Genomic DNA, 18,229 nt, shown 5'->3' on the forward strand with positions numbered 1-18,229 from the left:
CATCCCCCCTTCTTTTTGATAATAAAAAACCTTTATCTGAACGAAGATAAATATTCCCTGATGTTACAGATGGAACGCCGATCAAAGAACATCGATAAGATCCCTGGTCTTCCAGACCTTTACCTCGTTTTGCTCCTTAAAATGGTCGTCCTCGCTCCAGATTCCATCGTTCTCAAATGACATGGCCAATGCTAGGAAGGGTGTGTCATTTTCGTCGATCTTAGCCATGATCTTCCATGCTTTGGGAATATATTCTGCAAAATCCTCTTTGGATACGATGGTTATGCGATCCATAATGGTGTACAGCAGAATGTAGAACTCGTCTTCACTAAGACCACTTCTATTGGTGATATCATCTTTATGTTTTTTCAGCTCGCAGAATACATGATCGGGTAAATACAATTCGAGCTCTGGGTTGAGCAGGAGTTTCCTTGTGGCTGAATCTCTGATGATAGCGGCCATGATGATGTTGGTGTCGACGACCAACTTCATCCGATTAACTCCCTGTAGTGCTTGAATATGGCTTTTTTGAGTTTATGGTCTAACTCCTTCACATCCTCCTCGGTCAGCTTGCTCTTCGCAACTATCTTATCCATCAGCTCAAGTCTCTTCGCATAGTCCCACATCGCCCGCCTTGCTATTTCGCTCCACTTGACCTCGCTGTGCTGCTTCACGATGCGATGCAGTTCCTCTGGAATTGCAAGCGTTATATTAACCATCCGTATCACCTCGTTATAATAAGTGAATACACATATTTATGTGTTTTGATATTGCAGGCTCGTTTCCGAAGGTGAGAAACGGTCTTCTACAGAATCCAAATCGTAATTACTAAAACCTATAACAAACTCGATGCGTGCTTCTTCATCGCCGCCTGCGCCGTCTTCCAAGAATGGCGTACGAAAGGCGGTAGGGAGTTGTGCTTCTTAATCCAGCCATCAAGAAAGCGCTGTGTCCTGGCATCCGATGGATAACCAGAACCTATCTCCTGTCCGATTTCACTTTCCAGAACGCGTATCGCCGCATCTCGCCTGACCTTGGCGATGATGGATGCAGCCGAAACGATCGGATATTTGGCGTCTGCGTTGTGCTCTGAAATTATTTTAATGGGCTTATCGCACTTCTCGCGCACGTTTTGCGCAAATCGTATAGGGATTACGTCAGCCGCATCTAAAAATGCCATGTCTGGATTTAACCGATGGAGCACCTTTGCATAACAGACGACCATGACATAATTCATGTTCATCACCTTGCGTAATTCGTCGATCTGTTCGGCGCTGACATTGAGGCTATAGCATTCTGCAATTCTCTCTATCTCCTCAGCTAAAAATTTACGCCTTTTAGGTGACGTCGCCTTGGAATCCCTTACGCCCAATTGTTCCAAGGAGGGGAGCCGATTCTCCGACACCATTACCCCTGCGACGACCATCGGACCTATAACTGGACCTTTGCCTGCTTCATCGATTCCGGCAATCTTCATGCTCGTTCTCCGACAAATACTCTCTCCAGTTTGTCGATGCGTTCAGTGGTTGTAAGAACCATGACCAGGTCTCCTACTTTTATCACCGTTTTGCCCTTTGGGAAAATCACATGTCCTCCTCTGATAATTGCGGTAAGGACGCAATCATCTGGGAGCCTGAGTTCTTCTATCGCTTTGTTGGCAGCTGACGAGTCCTCATGTATCCTGAGCTCCACCATCTCCATCCCGCCCCCTTCCAAAGTTAAGAGCGTCATGAGTTCGCCAGATGTTACAGCGTTCTTTATTACTATGGATGCTGCCGTTACGGTGCTAATGGCAATGTCGATGCCCAGCTCATTAAACACCGACTCGTTTTTCGGCTCATTTACCCTTGCTACCGTCCTGCCAACGCTAAAGTTCTTTTTGGCTATCTGGCAGGATATGAGGTTGGTTTTGTCATCTCCTGTAACGGCAACGAAAACGTCTGCTTTTTCAGTACCAGCGTCCTCAAGGTACTTTATGTCGGTCCCATCACCATTGATTATCAAAATATCAAGTTTCTCGGCTAATGTCTGACAGACGTCCTTATCCAGTTCGACCAGCGAAACTTGCTTCCCCTCGTCAGACAGTGTCTTGGCGAGAAAACTACCGATTCGCCCGCCGCCAACGATGACTACATACATAATTAAATCTCCATTATTTTATTAAGGACGCTTGATCATATTGGTCAACAGTAGTAATACTGGAAATATTTCAAGCCTGCCCATCCACATAACGATGACCATGGTTATTTTTTCAGAGAGTGCCATGCCTGGGCCGACCAATCCGATTGATAAGCCAACATTGCCTTGCGCAGATGCGACCTCGAAGAGTGAGTCTATCATTGGATGGCCATGCATCATCAATATCAACGTTCCAATTACCATAACAAAAAGATAAATAAGTATGTATAATCCAACCATCATTATTTCGTCATCCTTAATAACTGTGCCGCCCACTTTCAATGGGACAACTGCAGATTGGGGCAATAAATATTTCTTAATCAACCATCCAATCGATTTCAGAAATATAACGCATCGAATAAGTTTTATGCCAGCTGCAGCTGATCCATATCCTCCTCCCATTATCATAGGTATTACCAGTAATATCTTGGAGAGGTCGCTCCATTCTGCCATGCATTTAACATTAGAAAAACCAGTCCCGGTCAGAGCTGAGATTACATTGAACGATGCCAACCTCATATTGCTGCCCAGTTCAACCGTAAGCAGAATTGTTAATATCAAGATTGAAAAAGCCATCAATTTGATTTCAGGATTGTGAATGAAATCACGAAAATTTCGATTAATCCATTTTTTATGAAGAACGAAACCTATAGCCCCACATATCATTGTTAACGATATAACTGTTTCAATAGCAATGCAATCATAGGCGGCGATGCCACCGTCTTTTATGGAGAAGCCGCCAGTAGCGATTCCAGTCATGGAATGATTTATCGCATCCCAAAGCGGCATGCCTGCGATGAAAAGCAGCATAATTCCGATGATGGTGAATACAACATAAAATTTCCAGATCCAACGCGATGTATGAATAATGCTCGGCTCAATACGATCTGTCCGGCCTTCTGCGATATACAATCTCTTTGCTGCCCCTCCCACACCATGAATCAATATTGCTATGAACAAAAGTATAATTCCGGCACCACCAACCCATTGCATCAAACTGCGCCAGAAAAAGATGGAAGCAGGCAAATTTTCAAAATCCACAATCATCGTATGCCCGGTCGTCGTAAATCCTGACATACTCTCATACACTGCATCCACCGGTGAGAGAACTCCTGCCAATACAAATGGAACTGCGCCAAACGCCGCCAAAGTAAGCCAGATAAGCGCAGAAATGACCATGGCACTTCGAATATCCAGCTCCTCTGGTGATGTATATTTTCGAAGGATATAACCTATCGTCAATGAAAATATGGAAACTGTTGCAAATGACAAAATCATATAAAGTCCGTCTTTGAAATATATCGCTATAAGAATCGGGATGGCTACGAGAATGGCAAAAAGCTGTAGAATAAGCCCGACATAATGTAATGCTGTCCCGAGGCCGCCATCTATCATTCGGTCTTCATTCAATGGTTAGTCATTCCTCCGCCCCTAAACTTTTCCTGACTTCCTTAGAGACCTTATCTAAATTTACTACAATGGCGATGTCGCCATCTTGGAGTACCACATCTTCAGAAGGAGTTAACATCTTTTTATCTCTGATGATCGCCGCCATAGTGGATTCTTTTGGCATATTTATGTCTTTCAGCGCTTTTCCACCTACCGAACCTTTAATCTTTATCTCATTGATCTCGACACTTTCGCCAATGGTCGTAATTAAATCTGGATGCATGATGGCATTCTTAAAACGAGCGGCCGCAATCGATGCTGGGCATACCGTCATATCGATTTTTAAATCATTGAACGTTTGTTCTCGTGTCGGGTCGTTTACCCGTGCAATAACGCGCTTTATGTTAAAGACCTGTCTTGCGACCTGGCACGCCATCAAATTTACATTGTCGTCATCTGTAGTGGCCACAAATACGTCAGCCCTGCTCGCACCAGCTTTTTCCATAATATCCTGATCCGTCCCGTCGCCGATGATGGTAATGCCATCAAACTCTGAATCGACTTCCTTCAACTTGGCCGATTCCGTATCGACTATAACGATATCGTTTTCATCTGCAGAAAGCAACTGTGCCAGACGACTGCCGACCCTGCCACATCCGATGATTATGATATACATATCAAACCTACTCTGGATTATGATTAAATGATTTTAACCTTACCGCATACGAGCTTAAAATAGTTGCCTAATTTTCCAAAACAGTTTTGGATTCTTTTTAATAAGTGCCCCAATCAGCCCGCTAATAGTTAGTTCTGTGAAATCAACGTTTTCAATTGTGTGTGCAAGGTCATTTAATTCTTTATCCGAGCGGTTCATAAACAGTTCTTTTACCTTGTATGACCTTTCGTTCAATGCACCAATCGTAGAGCGCCACCTCTTTTCATATTCACCCAACGCTTTGACAGAGACGTCGCCTCTGGAAATCACACTTGCCGCCACCTCGCCAGCCATCATTCCTGATTCCATGGCATGAAGAATTCCTCCGCCAGTAATTGGGTTTGCCATTCTGGCGGCATCACCGATAAGCATCAGGCCACTGGCAGTGGTGCGTTCTATCGGGGCGCTGACTGGCACGCCCCCGACCACTATCTCAAGTATTTTGCCATCAGGATAATGCGTTTCGACAAAGCGCTGAAGGTATTCTATCGCTGGCATACCGCCTGACCTACTCCCCAGTATTCCCAATCCAACGTTTGCCTCATGCTTGCCCTTTGGGAATATCCATGCGTAACCTCCCGGTGCGAGCTTATTCCCAAGGTAAAAGTCGCAGTAGTTTGGGTCAAAATCGATATCGGCCATCAGAAATTGAGCACCCGATTCAATGTCCGACAACTTGAGCGTGGTATCGATTCCTGCCCACCGTCCGACCTTGGATTCCACGCCATCCGCACCGATGACTATGTCCGACCTTGTTTCAAACCCCTCGCCAATATGCTCTCCCCTTATGCCCCTGACAAAACCGTCTTCGATAATCAGGCCGGTGGCCCTGGTTTTCACCATAACTTCTGCGCCCGCCATGGCAGCATTTTTTGCCAGCACACGATCAAATATCTTGCGCTCGAGGACATAACCCACTTCTGGCCCAGCCATATCCTCTGTCATTTCAATTTTCGTGCCATCTGGAGAGTGTATCCTTGCTCCCTTCGTCATGGCAGCGATCCAACGCTTGTCTGGTTCAATAAACCGTTCCAGCCCTTCTTTGCTGATTCCCTCCGCACACCTCACAGGGTCGCCGATTTCGCTTCTCTTTTCAATCAGCAGCACATCAAGACCATGTTCAACAGCGGTCTTCGCGGCAATAGACCCGCCTGGACCTGCACCAACGACGATCACATCGTATTTGTCCTTCATGTTACAACCTCCAGCGAGCCCATCGGACAAACTTTGGCGCATAATCCGCACTCTTTGCACTCCTCGCCGACCTCGATCCATGTGCCGACCAATTCTATCACACAGAACGGACAGACAGCCACACACGCTCCGCAATACCCACATTTATGTCTATCGACGATGACCATATCACTCACCTCACTTCAAGCAATTTTTCCAGATATTTCTTCAAATCGTTCAGTTCGCCCTGGTAGCGCTTGACGGTCTCAAGATGCTGCCGTGTCTCTTCGCCATGACTATGTTGCAGCATCTGCTCCGTTTTCTCCAGCCGATTCAAAACAGGCGTTACGTATTCTTCGTGAATCGCCTGAAGGGTGCGCCTGAACATGGCATCCAGGTCCACTCTGCTCGTGTAAAAGTATTTACGATTGTTATGGCGCCGCAACTTTTGGACCAATCCGAGTCGAATCAACTCATCAAGTGCCCCGCTCACGGCCGGAACTGAATAACCAGTGTATTCACTGATCTGGTCCTGCGTCATTGTGTTGGCAGACAACATAAGAGCTCCAAAGACCCGTCCATAGATTCCGCTCATGCCTCTTGCTCGGAACAGAGCTTCAAAAGACCCGAGCAGACTTTCCCTGTCCTCTATAAATCTGGAGGGGTCGTTCATCATTTACGGAAAATAATCATTTGAGTATATAAGTTTTTTGAAATTTCTAAAAATCCAGAATATAGCGCATATATTCATAGATAACATAGATGATTAAAGAAGTCGGATGATGATGAACCTGTGGACGTAAGGATTATTTAATAAGAGGTTCAATAACTATTTGTGATGTGCATAAAAAATTTCATACCAATCAACTTAAGGATTGGGTTAGGAAATATTATTAGAGAACTTAGACAGGATAGGCTCCTAAAACAGATTGAAGAAACTTGTAATGCTCTAATACGAGCGCGTATGCTGTATAAGTGCCTAAGCGATGAATATGGTGTACCCACAGATAAAATAAACTTCCCAGAGAAGTGCCTAGAAAAGAAGTTAGACACACTTATTAAATTGTATAAATCGAATTCAAAAGAAGATTGAAACAAAAAAGAATTAGTGATTGGCGGCTGGCAATATGACACGGAAAGAATTTGTATTAATTACGGCAATTTTTGCAATGCTTGTAATTATGGTGTTTGCGTCGGGGTGTCTGGAACAAAGATGTGTTGAGTGTGATGGAACGGGCACCATCCCCCGTGAATTGCGGTATCAAGTGACGGATAGTCGTGGCTTCTGGAAGGGGGTGCACTTCTGGATAGTTGTTACTATTAAAAACATAGACGACACAGCAGGCACATTCGTAGTGGTTGGAACGATGTACGATGATAATATGAGCATAACTGAGAGTAGTGAAGCACGGATAGGACGCGGGGTGACACAGGATATACACGTTTATTTAGGAGCCGAAATGCCGGGGGGAGGGTGGTATAGATACTACGTAGTACCCGAGATTATACATCCAGCGTGTCCAGAATGTCGTGGAACGGGAACTGTAAGTGTAATTCCCTTCTCACTCTAGTTTGTGGTTGGCAACTACAATCTTAAACATTAGATACGAGATGCTGCTGATTATATTCTTATATTCTATTGTCTTAGGTGTAACACACGAAAGGCGAACAAAAGAGATTATAAGATGGGCATTACAACTCTCCTTGATGTGTGGAATAAGAAAAAGATTTGAAAAGTATTTCAGATTTACAGAAAAAGAACAAGATGAAAAGAAAGAACAAGATGAAAAGAATATTGAAGTAAGAAAAAGAATTGAAGAGCGTAGAAGTGCACGCCTTGATATATTTATCAAATTTATGATTTTTCTATTTGTTTGTATGGTTACTATATATTATGCTATTATACCTTATGCTTTGGACTTTTCAAACGTGTTTGTATGGTTGGTTGTTGGAGTTCGTGGAGTTGTTCTTATATTTCTTGTAGTTGCGGCAGTGGCATTAGCTGATGCTTTTAAAATTGGAATGTCTGATGACGATTATGCCGAGAAAACCGATGACCTAATCAGAGAAAGAGACAATCCTAAACCAGACGGAACACCCAAAACTCCTATCGAAAATCAAAAATAGCGCTCTGCGCCTGACCCTTCTGCTGTGCAGTTGAAGTCCCATTGGAGCTGGGCAGTTCGATTCGTCCATACCGCCCCCCGCCACCTGGATGAAGTATCACCTGTCCTTTTCTAAACTGCCCGATGGCATCACGTACGCACGCATCTACCATATCCAGCTGATTGATGTCTGCATCGACTAAGACCGCAACTTCATCGCCAAGTTCATGTATCAGCACATCCCATACTTTCTGCACCGCTCTGCTGTTTGGTCCGGAAACTCCAAGCGCCATTGCGATTATCTCGGCTAACGGAATTAGTTTGAGATATGGTGGACGGTGGTCTGGGTGTCTTGGCTCCTCGTGGTCTGCCAACTCGTTTACCCGATCCATCACGCCTTTTTTAATAATGCCTCCACATGCACAGCGCCACTTTTTCATCAGGCATTCTCGAAGTGTATAATGTTTGTAGCACCGTATGCATGCGCTCTCATTGTATTTCCCTTCTTCAGGAGGCAGTCCGACGTTCAGGACGGGTTTTCGATTGTTCTTGCGCAGGATGGCTTGCATGACCTCATCAGACGTTGGTGCATCTACCCTCAATCGATTAAATTCCCTTGCGAGCCGTATCGGCCAGGGCGAATGTGCATCCGAGTTGGTCAGGAACGTGAGATTCTCCAGTTCTTTTATCCTATCAGCATAATCGGAGTCCGCGCTCAACCCGAGCTCGACAAAAGAAACGTGCTCGGTCATCGAGCCATAACAGTCAGAGAGGTGGTCAAAATATGCATAGATTGCGGTCCATGGCGTGAACGCATGACAGGGACCTATAAGGGCGCCAACCTCAATGGCGTGTTGCGCAATTTGTTCTCCATTCAAGAATATCTTCGGTCGTCCCTCAGATGTTATGTCGTTAGAATGTTTTGCCAAACGCTCATGCAGTTCCTCGGCCTTGGAAACCGATGGGAGAATCAAAAGATGGTGCACCTGACTTGAGTCCTCCACCTCGCCTGTCAGGACAAAATGTGTGCCATTCACAACGAATGTGCCCTCGTCTACAGATTCCAGTGCCCTTATCTCAGACAGCCATTTTGGATGAAGACAATCTCCTGTTCCGACAAGTTTGATGCCTTTTTTTGCCGCTTCTTTTGCCAGCGTCTGCATATCCATGCGATTAGAGGTTGCCGCTGAATATTTAGAATGGATATGGAGGTCGGCATTGATTTCCATGAAGGCTCATCCGATATAGCTTAAATCCGCATCTAACGAGATTGGTCCTGCCTGCATTTTTTCCATCTCTTGAAGCTTTGCAACGATCTTTTCCATCTCTTTCGCTCGCTCTTCAAGAGCGCCCATATCGATACTCATGCTGAGGGTCTTGGATAACACGCTAAGCACTGCTTGAGCACTCTTGGGGTCGACGAGGTACCCTGACGTCTCCCCCATAAGACAGATTGCTTCAATATCCTCAAGCGCGCCCATCCCCAAGAGCAATCCCGCGGCACCGACGATTCCGCCGCCAGGTTCATTCTCCTTAAATTCTACGCCGTATTTCTTCATTTCATCCACCAGTTCTAACTTATTTACCGCCCCTAAAACACGTGGTTTGTCGACCAACTTACCTATCCCATATCCTCCAAGAGTGTATATGCGCTTCACACCATATTTCTTGGCGATGTCGAGATATATCCTCGCCAACTCATAATGCCCCTCGCTGGTGGCGCATTGATAATCGCCCACCAATATCAACAGATTGTGTTTCCGGTCCATATATATCTCGTTTCTTACCAATCTCGCCGTACCATCATTCATCACCAAAACCTGTGGTGGGAAATGTGGCGAATATATCTCAATAATCTTATCTGCGCCTGACTCCTCGACCATATGCTCTGCGACCAGCTTTCCGACGTGCCCTACCCCTGGCAGCCCTTCGATCATGATCGGATTCTTCAACGTAACATCCTTGATTGTGATAACTGTTGTCTCCTTCATTTTGATGCCTCTTTATGATACTGCTTCATACTTCTTCGGTATTTACCATATGGGTCAACTGGTGAAAACTTGGGGGGCAGGGGGTTAATCGTCTCTTTCCCACAATCTGGGCAACGAGTTTTAAAGGTGTAAGTGCCACAATCCACACATTTGCGCATTTTCGATTTCATATCCAACACCACGAAACGAATTAAGTCGCTTCACTGAGCTGCCTATAAAATTTACCAGCACCCTCTGTCCCCTCTACGACTTTGATGGCGGTTTCTGCTACTTTCCTGAGTGCGTTTTCCGCCTTTTTATAATCCGGAGCGACCACCTTAATCATATAACGCGGAGCGCCCGTATACGTTATATCAACTTCAACGTCAGGTATGTCGATTTTGCCAGCCGCATTCAGCGCCTTCTTGATCACAGCTATACCGTCGGGAAGCGGACATGTGAGGTCAATATAACCGGTAATATTTACCCGACCTATCTTTACGTTCTCTTTTGCAACTTTTGTTATGGCATCGGCATATTCCCTTGAGATACATGCCCCTGTCAGTGCATCAGGTCCCTTTATTGCCGCCTCTTCGAACGCTGCATATAGACTTCCAAACTCTTCTAATAACTTATCACCGATGACGTCATACAACTTGTCGATGTTGACCTCGATATGTTCCGCGACAAAGCCAAACCATTTTTCTGCTTTCTGCTCATTTTTCCATTGTTGAATCTTCTCCCGCCTCTGATGCGCATTTACATCTTTCAGCGAGAGGTCAATGCGATCGTGGCTGGGCGCGACGTCCAGTACCTTGCATACGATCTTCTGCCCCTCTTTGACATGGTCCCGAATGTATTTAATCCATCCTGATGCGACCTCGGAAATATGAATCAGTCCATCTTTCTCTCCATATTCATCCAGTTTGACAAATGCACCGAAATCTGCCACTTTTACAACCGTGCAGACCGCCAAGTCCCCTTGCTCTGGATATTCTTTATGCCTCATAAGTACACCTATATATCATATTAGTCATAACCTACTCGATACTTTCCAGAATTTGTGTTTTAATATTCGCCTTTCCACCGGTTGGTTCGGCAAGTGTCCGTCCACAAACAAGACACCCGATAACCGAATCGGCTTTATTAAATATCACCTGTTCGTTCTCGCAATCATTACACTTAACTTTGATGAATTTACCGCCCATGATCACTCCACCAGCTCAAATTTTGATGCTCTAAAGCAAGGTCTCTGATGCGCTTTATTGCATTCTGTACACCTGTATCGCAGAAACACCCTTTTCGTCGGCTTGTCGCCACCAGGCACCTTTGAGAACTTTCCGAGATTGCCTATGCCCTTTGACCGTTTCTTCTGTCGCGCAATCCAGGTTAACGAAGATGTGCGTCCTTTCTTGACCTTTTCAACGCCATGTATCGTATGCTTATTGCAGTAAGGGCAGTGTGTTCTAAATTTACTATGCATTTTCATGTTCATTTACTCCATTGTAATATCTTCGGCTACATTGCGGCCACATAAAGCCTTGGCATTGATCTTCGGCAAAGCCGCCACATCTTGCCCGGATAATTTGTAATTATAGCCGTCAGCACCCATAAACACGGGAATATCTTTCAATATCCGGACTATCGTAAAATCTTTCCCTATATTTTTTCGATTTGTCTGGAGTTTCATCCTGTCATGCAATAAAGAACTTTCGGTGGCATTATTCTCCCCCATACTTTCCATATTTTTGGCTTTGCTGAATACGGCTGAGTCCATTCTGGACTTGCCCTTCTTGACCAAGTCCACCAATTGCTCGAATAGCTCCAGTTCCTCGGAAGTCGCCCCTTCCGGGCGTATGTCCAGTCCGAATGCCTTTGTCGTCGCCATTTTTATGATCTTACCTATGCGCCGTTTGAATATATCATCGACGACGCTCTTGGCATTTCGCAATTCGTTATCGGCCATCATCACGTTGGAGTCGTCAGTATCACGTCTTTTGTCTTCCAGCGCGCTTATATACGCTCCAATTTTTTCATAGAAGCTTCGCTCGAGCATCTGAAGTCCTTTAGAGCGACGCTCATTGGCTTGAATTAGACGCAGGTCCTCAAGGTCCATATTCGGCTACACCTCTACACATCAAAAATACCGCAAGATGTTCGGGAAGTTTATGTATTCCCTTTACTATGTTATATCGTTTATCCTTTATCTCGACGTCGCTCGCCTTGGTCACGTTTACCACGGTGAGTTCATCTCCAAAAACGACTGCATCGCTCAGTGGGTTGAAGTCGTCGAGTGCATTTAACGTCAAAGGCATGGCCTGAAAGCTAGAGCCCCCATGAAGGGAGGTCGGCAATCTTATCAGACGCTTCGTATCTGCTGTCACGGGTTCATCGGGATGTCCCTTAAGTTCAATTTTCTGTCTTTTTATAATATCTTCCCAAAAAGAATTTGGAAATTTCCTAATCTGGTCAAAGTTTCCTTCTTTTAATCTCTTCATTGACGACTTGTCCTTCACGACTTTGAGCAACATCTCTGCCATTCTTTCGCTAATTCCTTCTACCTTTTTAATCTCTTCCAACGCCTTATTCTCGTCCATAGACGATATATTGTCCAAGAATTCCTTCAATGCCTTATGAAGCCTTAACCCCCAACCACTGCCCCCCGACCTGAATCTCAACGACTTAACCGTCTTTCTGCGACCAGTTTCATCAGCGTCTCCTGTCACTTCTTTAGGATATAAAAAGTTTTCAACTTCAAGACCCGTCGCTGTGATATAATCCACGACCTCCCTTCGCTCAGAACTTCCCAGTCCAATAATCCGTGAGTCCCGCACATGAATATGGTAGCCCCTTCCCCCTGAAAAAACAACCTCGATATCATTATCCTCAAATCCAAAATCATCCGTCAGAAAACCGATGAGTTTAATCGTTTCCTCCTTTACCTTTTGCAGCATGTCGCCATAGGTGGTCCATTTTAGCTTAAGATGGTCTGCATCGAGGTCAAATATCAGGTCGGCGCCCTGCCACTTTTTCTCCTGCATCGTCGGTGCCTCTGGATTTACATAGTACGCTGCAGAATGAAACGCATGCGCTGGCGCCTTATTCCTGACATAGTCAACTGCCTCCCCTCTTGCCATAAATGATTTATGCCTGCGCATCACGACGTCTGGAAACGCATCGTCGAAGAAAATAAAGCCCCACTCCCTTTTTTCAAACTGAGGGGGCAATTGGATGGATGCGGACTGATAGTACTCTCTAAACCTATATTGGATGAATTCTTTGGTTTCAACCTTCATGAACCATCAATTAGGATTCCCCATAGATAATCCTACGGATTAATTGATCAACTCTCGGATTCTGTTGATCGCTTCCTTTACCGTCTTGGGCACCGGGTTTGCAACCTCGCCCTGCTCGACGAGTTCGATGAAAATCTGTGAAACGGTTGGGAGGTTCAAACCAGCCGACTCAATGATTTCACGATTTATGAGTATTTCGACCCCACCTTCAGCGAGCGTTTTTCCGTTCTCGATGATGATGACCTTTTCTGCCCATTTTGCAACGAGATCGACATCATGGGTGGTTATCACAATCGTCTTGCCACGTTTGCTCAGGTCATCTAAAATACTTAATATCTCATTTTTTCCAGAGGAGTCTATGTCTGTAGTCGGCTCATCTAAAACATATATGTCGGGATCCATCGCTAATACGCCAGCAATTGCAATCCGTTTCTTCTGTCCATGACTTAGATGATGCGGGAGCTTGTCATCAAATCCAACCACCCCCACGGATTTCAGCGCATTTTCAACTCGCCTTTCGATTTCAGCCTGCTCCAATCCCATGTTAATTGGCCCAAATGCGACATCTTCCCACACCGTCGTGGAAAACAATTGGTCATCTGGGCATTGGAAGACCATGCCAACGCGTTCTCGTATCCTCGCAGCATTTTCTTTCGTAATCGGTTCGCCAAAGATTTCGACCGTTCCTTTCCTTGCAGCATAAATTCCATTAAAATGTTGGAGAAGGGTTGATTTTCCAGCGCCGTTGGGGCCAAGGATAGCGGTCTTCTCGCACTCCTCGACGTCAAGGTTTACTCCTTTCAATGCATGAGTGCCATCTGGAAACCAGAACTCCAGATCTCTGACGCTAATTGCACTCATAAGACTACCTCAAAGGCTAACAATGTGGCCCCCATTCCGATAATTCCCATCGCCTTGAGGATGTCTAGCCCAGTGAGACTGGGTTTTGCCAGAGTTTTCATCTCCCCACTAATATCCACGGGACCTCATCGCTTCATAAACTCGCTCTCCGCGCTCGTAGCTTTTGACAAACAACATCCCAACGGTATTTCCGATGGTTTTCATGGTGCGCATGTGCATCAAATTGCTTGACCCAAATCCACGGCTTTTTTGTGCCCGACTAATCCGCTGGAATTCGTCGATGAGCAAAAAGATGTATCGGTACGTGAACAACGTCATCTGGACAAAGATTTTTGGTATCTTTAGGTCCTCCATTGCCTTGATTAAGTCTGTGAACATGGTCGTAGACGTCAGGAGTGTTATGGTCATAACTGCCACCGTCGCCCTCAATATGACGAGTGCGGCCAGATGCAGCCCTTCTCGAGTTGCCGTCAGCGTCGTGATCACAAGGTCAAATGATATGATGGGCATCCCTTCGGGTCTGGAGAATGAAAGGAAAATGCCTAAAAAACCTCCAAACGGGATTATCCACTTGATTCTGTCTGCAATAAATCCCAAGGGTACTTTTGAAACGAGGATGAGCAGGAACACGAAAATAATCGAAGTAACCAATAGTATGATGTTATCGAGAAGTACCACCAAAATTATGAATGTGATGCATGCTAGAAACTTCGCCCTTGGATCGAGGTTATGTATTGGTGATACGAGGGTTGCATATTTGTCAATGTGTGGATGTTCCATGGGTATCACGATTTTAGAGCCATTCCAAGCACGTATACAACCACCAACACCGCACCTATTCCCACCAGCCCCATTAAAAGAACAGGTATATACCCCTCGCCAAAATCGATAGGGTGCTTGTAAACTGGTTCTCCCTCTTTTACGCCTGCATGTTCCATCGTACTTCCAAGACCGTCTGGAGTATCAGCCACGAAGGGGAGGAGAGCAGCTAATAGGATAGTCATCCCAATGAGTGCTAACATCCACATCTTTACATCTTTCATGTTACAACCCTCTGAAAGGCGTTCCCCAACGTAATTCTTGGTATTTCAAGGAGATCTGGTCTCGCTTGGGCAACTATTGTGATGGCAAACACGGTTACCATTGCCTCGATGGGTGCCAGTATCGAGTGATAGAACAGCATCCAAGGTAGTGCAATGTTTAATGGTATGCCGTGCACTGCGCTCATCGACGCTGATATTCCCAGTTATAATGCGCAGGCGGTGGCAGCAGCCAGCACCGAGAGCGATGTTGCAGTGAAGACCCCAACGAGCCTTATGTTCTTGCTAAAACGCTCAAACGGCATGTAAACGTAATATCCGACCAATGATGTGATGATTCCCAGATTTAGAATGTTTAGTCCAAGCGCTGTGATGCCACCATCACCGAAGAGCAAACATTGTATCACCAGCACGGTGGTGATGACCAATATGCCGACCAGCGGTCCAAGTAGGATGGCAACCATGGCGGCTCCAATGACATGCACGCTGGTGCCATATAGCACTGGAATGTCCAACATCTGAGCGACAAAAATCCCGGCTGCGAGAAGTGCCATCAATGGAACCTGTCGGTCTTCAAGTCTTTTGTTTGTCCCATGCACTGAAATTCCAATAAAAAGCGCTGCTACCATAAATCCAATCGCCAACAAAGGTGGCCACATCAATCCATCTGGTATGTGCATTTCGTCACCGTGTTAAGTTTTAATAAAAAAGTAATACCAGCTCATACTTAAATAAGTTTTGGTATGAAACAGTAGTTCCGAGTGGAAAAATCTGCCAAAGAATTTGAATTTTCGGATAGGGTCGGGGATGTATCGTCTCCAAAATTTTGAAATTTGCACGATCTTCTAGACCTGAATCTGCCAATGAACTCCCCCTTTCTGTCTTTATCCAAATCTACATCGAAAAGCTTGGTCATTGCTCTCAATTCTTGATAACTTATTATTTTTATCTCTTTATTTTTCAAAAAGGCGTTTAAAGCCTCGTCTTTTTTATCTTCTAAAAAGCAGATGCTTCTATTTTTAAACCTTATCATTTGCTCCATAGATGCTCGGCGTGCTATTTGTCTATTGAACGTTGATGATTCTCTTGAAAAAGAGATTTTCTTTTCTTTCACTACTTATTTTCTCTAATTCATAATTAACTAATAATTCCTTCAATCTCCCCTCGCAGTTTCTGACTATATTTGCAGCAGAAGAAATTCCAGAAACAACGAAAATCATTGGACGATGAGAGTGTACCATTGTTACGGTTTGTTTAATTATTCCTCTTTCTGTATCAATACGTTCAACAAATAAAACATGCTTTTCTATATTTTCAAGAATGTTTCTGATATCTTTTTTGAATTTATCAACAGAATCAATATCCTCCATCAATATACCTATATATCTATTCAGAATGCCATTTTCTACAAATTGAGCGATATGTAATCCCTTAATTTCGTATTTGTTGAAAATCTTCGTCCTTAATTTGCCTCTTCTTTCCTCTTCGTTTCCCTTTTCTAAACTTCTTAGAGTTAGACCCATTTTTAATAAAAAAAGCATTTTTTCATCTTTGATATATTCTTTGTAAATAGCTAATTCTCCAGAACGATATAATTCTTTTACTCTTTTTATTGTTTTTTTATCTTGAATAAAAGCAAGTTCTTTATCTCTAAGTTTTGATATTAATTGTCTGACCTGTTCTTTGCTCCAATCTAAGAGTCCTTCCGTTACTCCTCTTGCTACACTTTTTATAGGGTCACGAGACGGGTCATAGGACATCTCCAAACTCCTCAAGATATTTGGAGATGCTCAACTCATTATCGTCAAGAATTATTTCACTTCCTGGAAGAATAACCATACTTTCTACTTTGATAGGTATCTCTAAATATTTGTCTAAAATTTTATTTCCTCTAGAGTCCAAAACAAATTCTCCATCTGAGTCGTATCCCAATTCCTTTAAAAGTAAAATCTTAGATTCATTGGTGACCTGTTTTAATGATATTAGTTCCATTTCACCCTCCGTTTCCCTCCCTTGTCTATAGGAAAGGTGTACTGACTATTTAAATCTTTTTCCCTGTCACCAGCTTTGCACATAAATTAGGTTCTGCACATGAATTACATGGCTTGCACATAAATTACGTAAATCGATTCAAATCTACTTGTCCAACTGCTGCATATGGTCATCGACTTGGTTGGTAGAATTTGACCTTCGGAAGTACTGGTGATACTAAAAACCTTAAATTTAAACCCTAAAATTTAGTTGACGGTGCCATCAACTTTCGGAACTACTGATGAAAGTGAAATACACCCAGAAAAGTTATGTGTTGAAACTCCGTAGGAGTTACAACTCTCGCAGATGTTCCATCTGTGACATATTGAAACGCTTACAACGTTGATGCCAATGACGCTAATAGATGCAATCGTATCTCAGCTCACATCTCTCTGCATCAGGGTGCTTCCCCTGCTGATCATGGGCATCATAGGGGCGAACGTACTCTCGGAATTGGGATTGAGCAGGCGCTTTGCATTCCTCGTGCGACCATTAACGCGGAACGGAAACCTGCCGGATGGGGCTGGTGTGGCAATTACGACATGCATGGCAAGCACTTCAGCCGGCTATGCGATGCTCGCAGGTTTTTATGAGCGGGGTGAGCTAAACGAGCGGCAGGTCATCGTCACCACGCTTATGAAATCGTTTTTTGGCTCGATATCGCACATGATTCAATATCGTATACCAGTCATACTACCAATCCTTGGGATGGCCGCAGGAGTATTATATCTGGGTGCAAGAATAGGTATCGCGCTTGGGATCACCCTATTTTCCGTCTTACTTGGACGTGTATTCCTTGAAAAGCCAGAGATACGGCGCTTTTCACCAGATGATGAAGATACTAGGTCAAATAAAGAAAAGGCGGTACAGGGGGCTAAGAAATCGATTCCAATATTATCAAAAGTGATTCCCAGACTGTTCATCGTATATCTAATCGTGAGCATCATGATGCAACTCGGATGGCTTGATGTCATTTCGGGGGTTGCCGAGCCTGCAACAGGTCTTGTGGGGCTCCCTGGCGAATCCGCGATCGTCATAGCCACTCTGATATTCGAATATACATCTGGCGTCATCATCGCTGGAACGCTTCTACATAAACAAATTCTGACCCCGGTGCAAACGGTCTGCGCGCTTCTTCTGGGCGGAATCATCTCGATGTCTGTGATGTATGTCAGGCATTCGCTGCCATCGAAAATAGCATATTTTGGGGCCAAGATGGGTACGAAGATAGCGCTTTATAATCTCATTGTCGATTTGGTTTTCACGTCCATCGTGCTGGTAGTATTATTATTGCAAATGTGAGATGATGCAATACTGCATTTGGATCAACGTGTCATTGGGAGGGTGAGTGGAACGATGACAAATCCATGATCGTTCCACCCAATGTATCAATAGTAACCATAAGTAATAAATTTTTCCCAAAAAATAACACGATATTTGATGAATGTTTAAGTTTGTGTTAAAAAATCCC

At 44.4% G+C, this 18,229-nt stretch carries 26 protein-coding genes and 1 pseudogene; 3 read left to right on the forward strand and 24 right to left on the reverse strand.

What is annotated here, in order from left to right; all coding sequences use genetic code 11:
* Positions 1 to 81: 81 nt before the first annotated feature.
* The 9 genes from BME93_01750 to BME93_01790 all read right to left on the reverse strand — a co-directional run bounded on the left by BME93_01750 (position 82) and on the right by BME93_01790 (position 6,131).
* Positions 82 to 492 carry a PIN domain-containing protein gene (locus BME93_01750; protein ATZ60885.2) on the reverse strand — a complete coding sequence of 137 codons (411 nt, stop codon included), beginning with the start codon at positions 490 to 492 and terminating at the stop codon, positions 82 to 84.
* Entirely contained in the window at positions 489 to 719 is a 231-nt protein-coding gene (locus tag BME93_01755; GenBank protein ATZ60886.2) for a hypothetical protein, read from the reverse strand. The genes BME93_01750 and BME93_01755 overlap by 4 nt, the downstream gene beginning before the upstream one ends.
* Positions 720 to 835: 116 nt before the next feature.
* Entirely contained in the window at positions 836 to 1,477 is a 642-nt protein-coding gene (gene rnhB, locus BME93_01760) for a ribonuclease HII (GenBank protein ID ATZ60887.2), read from the reverse strand.
* The gene (locus BME93_01765; protein ID ATZ60888.2) at positions 1,474 to 2,139 is read right to left on the reverse strand and encodes an NAD-binding protein; all 666 of its coding nucleotides are present in this window, start codon (positions 2,137 to 2,139) and stop codon (positions 1,474 to 1,476) included. The genes rnhB and BME93_01765 overlap by 4 nt, the downstream gene beginning before the upstream one ends.
* 21 nt (positions 2,140 to 2,160) lie before the next feature.
* Positions 2,161 to 3,588, reverse strand: coding sequence for a TrkH family potassium uptake protein (locus BME93_01770; protein ATZ60889.2), 1,428 nt, complete (start codon positions 3,586 to 3,588; stop codon positions 2,161 to 2,163).
* Between the two features lie 7 nt (positions 3,589 to 3,595).
* A complete protein-coding gene (locus BME93_01775; GenBank protein ID ATZ60890.2) occupies positions 3,596 to 4,243 on the reverse strand; it encodes an NAD-binding protein in 648 nt (215 codons plus the stop codon).
* A 54-nt stretch (positions 4,244 to 4,297) separates the two neighbouring features.
* Positions 4,298 to 5,476 carry an NAD(P)/FAD-dependent oxidoreductase gene (locus BME93_01780; protein ID ATZ60891.2) on the reverse strand — a complete coding sequence of 393 codons (1,179 nt, stop codon included), beginning with the start codon at positions 5,474 to 5,476 and terminating at the stop codon, positions 4,298 to 4,300.
* On the reverse strand, positions 5,473 to 5,643 hold the full coding sequence (locus tag BME93_01785) for a 4Fe-4S binding protein (protein ID ATZ61731.2): 171 nt from the start codon (positions 5,641 to 5,643) through the stop codon (positions 5,473 to 5,475). Before BME93_01785 ends, BME93_01780 begins: the two co-directional genes overlap by 4 nt.
* 5 nt (positions 5,644 to 5,648) lie before the next feature.
* Complete coding sequence (locus BME93_01790) at positions 5,649 to 6,131, reverse strand: MarR family transcriptional regulator (GenBank protein ATZ60892.2); 483 nt, start codon at positions 6,129 to 6,131, stop codon at positions 5,649 to 5,651.
* Positions 6,132 to 6,582: 451 nt separating this feature from the next.
* Between BME93_01790 and BME93_01795 the strand changes: the two genes are divergently transcribed.
* Together BME93_01795 and BME93_01800 are read left to right on the forward strand one after the other, a co-directional pair.
* On the forward strand, positions 6,583 to 7,026 hold the full coding sequence (locus BME93_01795) for a hypothetical protein (protein ID ATZ60893.2): 444 nt from the start codon (positions 6,583 to 6,585) through the stop codon (positions 7,024 to 7,026).
* A 40-nt stretch (positions 7,027 to 7,066) separates the two neighbouring features.
* A complete protein-coding gene (locus BME93_01800) occupies positions 7,067 to 7,582 on the forward strand; it encodes a hypothetical protein (GenBank protein ATZ60894.2) in 516 nt (171 codons plus the stop codon).
* Here the strand turns inward: BME93_01800 and BME93_01805 are convergent.
* The 15 genes and pseudogenes from BME93_01805 to BME93_01875 all read right to left on the reverse strand — a co-directional run bounded on the left by BME93_01805 (position 7,563) and on the right by BME93_01875 (position 16,719).
* Complete coding sequence (locus BME93_01805; GenBank protein ID ATZ60895.2) at positions 7,563 to 8,789, reverse strand: TIGR00375 family protein; 1,227 nt, start codon at positions 8,787 to 8,789, stop codon at positions 7,563 to 7,565. The genes BME93_01800 and BME93_01805 overlap by 20 nt on opposite strands.
* A gap of 6 nt (positions 8,790 to 8,795) precedes the next feature.
* Positions 8,796 to 9,551: a proteasome assembly chaperone family protein gene (locus tag BME93_01810; protein ATZ60896.2), complete on the reverse strand. Its 756-nt coding sequence runs from the start codon at positions 9,549 to 9,551 to the stop codon at positions 8,796 to 8,798.
* Complete coding sequence (locus BME93_01815) at positions 9,548 to 9,709, reverse strand: RNA-protein complex protein Nop10 (GenBank protein ATZ60897.2); 162 nt, start codon at positions 9,707 to 9,709, stop codon at positions 9,548 to 9,550. Before BME93_01815 ends, BME93_01810 begins: the two co-directional genes overlap by 4 nt.
* A gap of 32 nt (positions 9,710 to 9,741) precedes the next feature.
* Positions 9,742 to 10,539, reverse strand: coding sequence for a translation initiation factor IF-2 subunit alpha (locus BME93_01820; protein ATZ60898.2), 798 nt, complete (start codon positions 10,537 to 10,539; stop codon positions 9,742 to 9,744).
* Between the two features lie 31 nt (positions 10,540 to 10,570).
* Positions 10,571 to 10,738: a 30S ribosomal protein S27e gene (locus BME93_01825; protein ATZ60899.2), complete on the reverse strand. Its 168-nt coding sequence runs from the start codon at positions 10,736 to 10,738 to the stop codon at positions 10,571 to 10,573.
* Positions 10,739 to 10,740: 2 nt separating this feature from the next.
* Positions 10,741 to 11,019, reverse strand: a complete 279-nt coding sequence (locus BME93_01830; protein ATZ60900.2) for a 50S ribosomal protein L44e — start codon at positions 11,017 to 11,019, stop codon at positions 10,741 to 10,743.
* Between the two features lie 6 nt (positions 11,020 to 11,025).
* Entirely contained in the window at positions 11,026 to 11,646 is a 621-nt protein-coding gene (locus BME93_01835) for a hypothetical protein (protein ID ATZ60901.2), read from the reverse strand.
* Positions 11,636 to 12,826, reverse strand: coding sequence for a DNA primase catalytic subunit PriS (gene priS / locus BME93_01840; protein ATZ60902.2), 1,191 nt, complete (start codon positions 12,824 to 12,826; stop codon positions 11,636 to 11,638). The genes BME93_01835 and priS overlap by 11 nt, the downstream gene beginning before the upstream one ends.
* Before the next feature lie 39 nt (positions 12,827 to 12,865).
* Entirely contained in the window at positions 12,866 to 13,687 is an 822-nt protein-coding gene (locus BME93_01845; protein ATZ60903.2) for an ATP-binding cassette domain-containing protein, read from the reverse strand.
* 108 nt (positions 13,688 to 13,795) lie between these two features.
* Complete coding sequence (cbiQ, locus tag BME93_01850; protein ATZ60904.2) at positions 13,796 to 14,467, reverse strand: cobalt ECF transporter T component CbiQ; 672 nt, start codon at positions 14,465 to 14,467, stop codon at positions 13,796 to 13,798.
* 5 nt (positions 14,468 to 14,472) lie between these two features.
* A complete protein-coding gene (locus BME93_01855) occupies positions 14,473 to 14,730 on the reverse strand; it encodes a hypothetical protein (protein ATZ61732.2) in 258 nt (85 codons plus the stop codon).
* Positions 14,727 to 15,407: pseudogene (locus BME93_01860) on the reverse strand (energy-coupling factor ABC transporter permease). The gene BME93_01855 and the pseudogene BME93_01860 overlap by 4 nt, the downstream one beginning before the upstream one ends.
* 47 nt (positions 15,408 to 15,454) lie before the next feature.
* Entirely contained in the window at positions 15,455 to 15,841 is a 387-nt protein-coding gene (locus tag BME93_01865) for a hypothetical protein (GenBank protein ID ATZ60906.2), read from the reverse strand.
* On the reverse strand, positions 15,792 to 16,487 hold the full coding sequence (locus BME93_01870) for a hypothetical protein (protein ATZ61733.2): 696 nt from the start codon (positions 16,485 to 16,487) through the stop codon (positions 15,792 to 15,794). Before BME93_01870 ends, BME93_01865 begins: the two co-directional genes overlap by 50 nt.
* Positions 16,477 to 16,719, reverse strand: coding sequence for a hypothetical protein (locus BME93_01875; protein ID ATZ60907.2), 243 nt, complete (start codon positions 16,717 to 16,719; stop codon positions 16,477 to 16,479). Before BME93_01875 ends, BME93_01870 begins: the two co-directional genes overlap by 11 nt.
* Positions 16,720 to 17,103: 384 nt before the next feature.
* Here BME93_01875 and BME93_01880 point away from each other — a divergent pair, with 384 nt between their 5' ends.
* On the forward strand, positions 17,104 to 18,060 hold the full coding sequence (locus BME93_01880; protein ATZ60908.2) for a nucleoside recognition domain-containing protein: 957 nt from the start codon (positions 17,104 to 17,106) through the stop codon (positions 18,058 to 18,060).
* The last annotated feature ends 169 nt before the right edge of the window (positions 18,061 to 18,229 follow it).

This window comes from Methanosarcinales archaeon Met12 (assembly GCA_002813105.2).
GTDB lineage: Archaea > Halobacteriota > UBA148 > UBA148 > JAJOKI01 > JAJOKI01.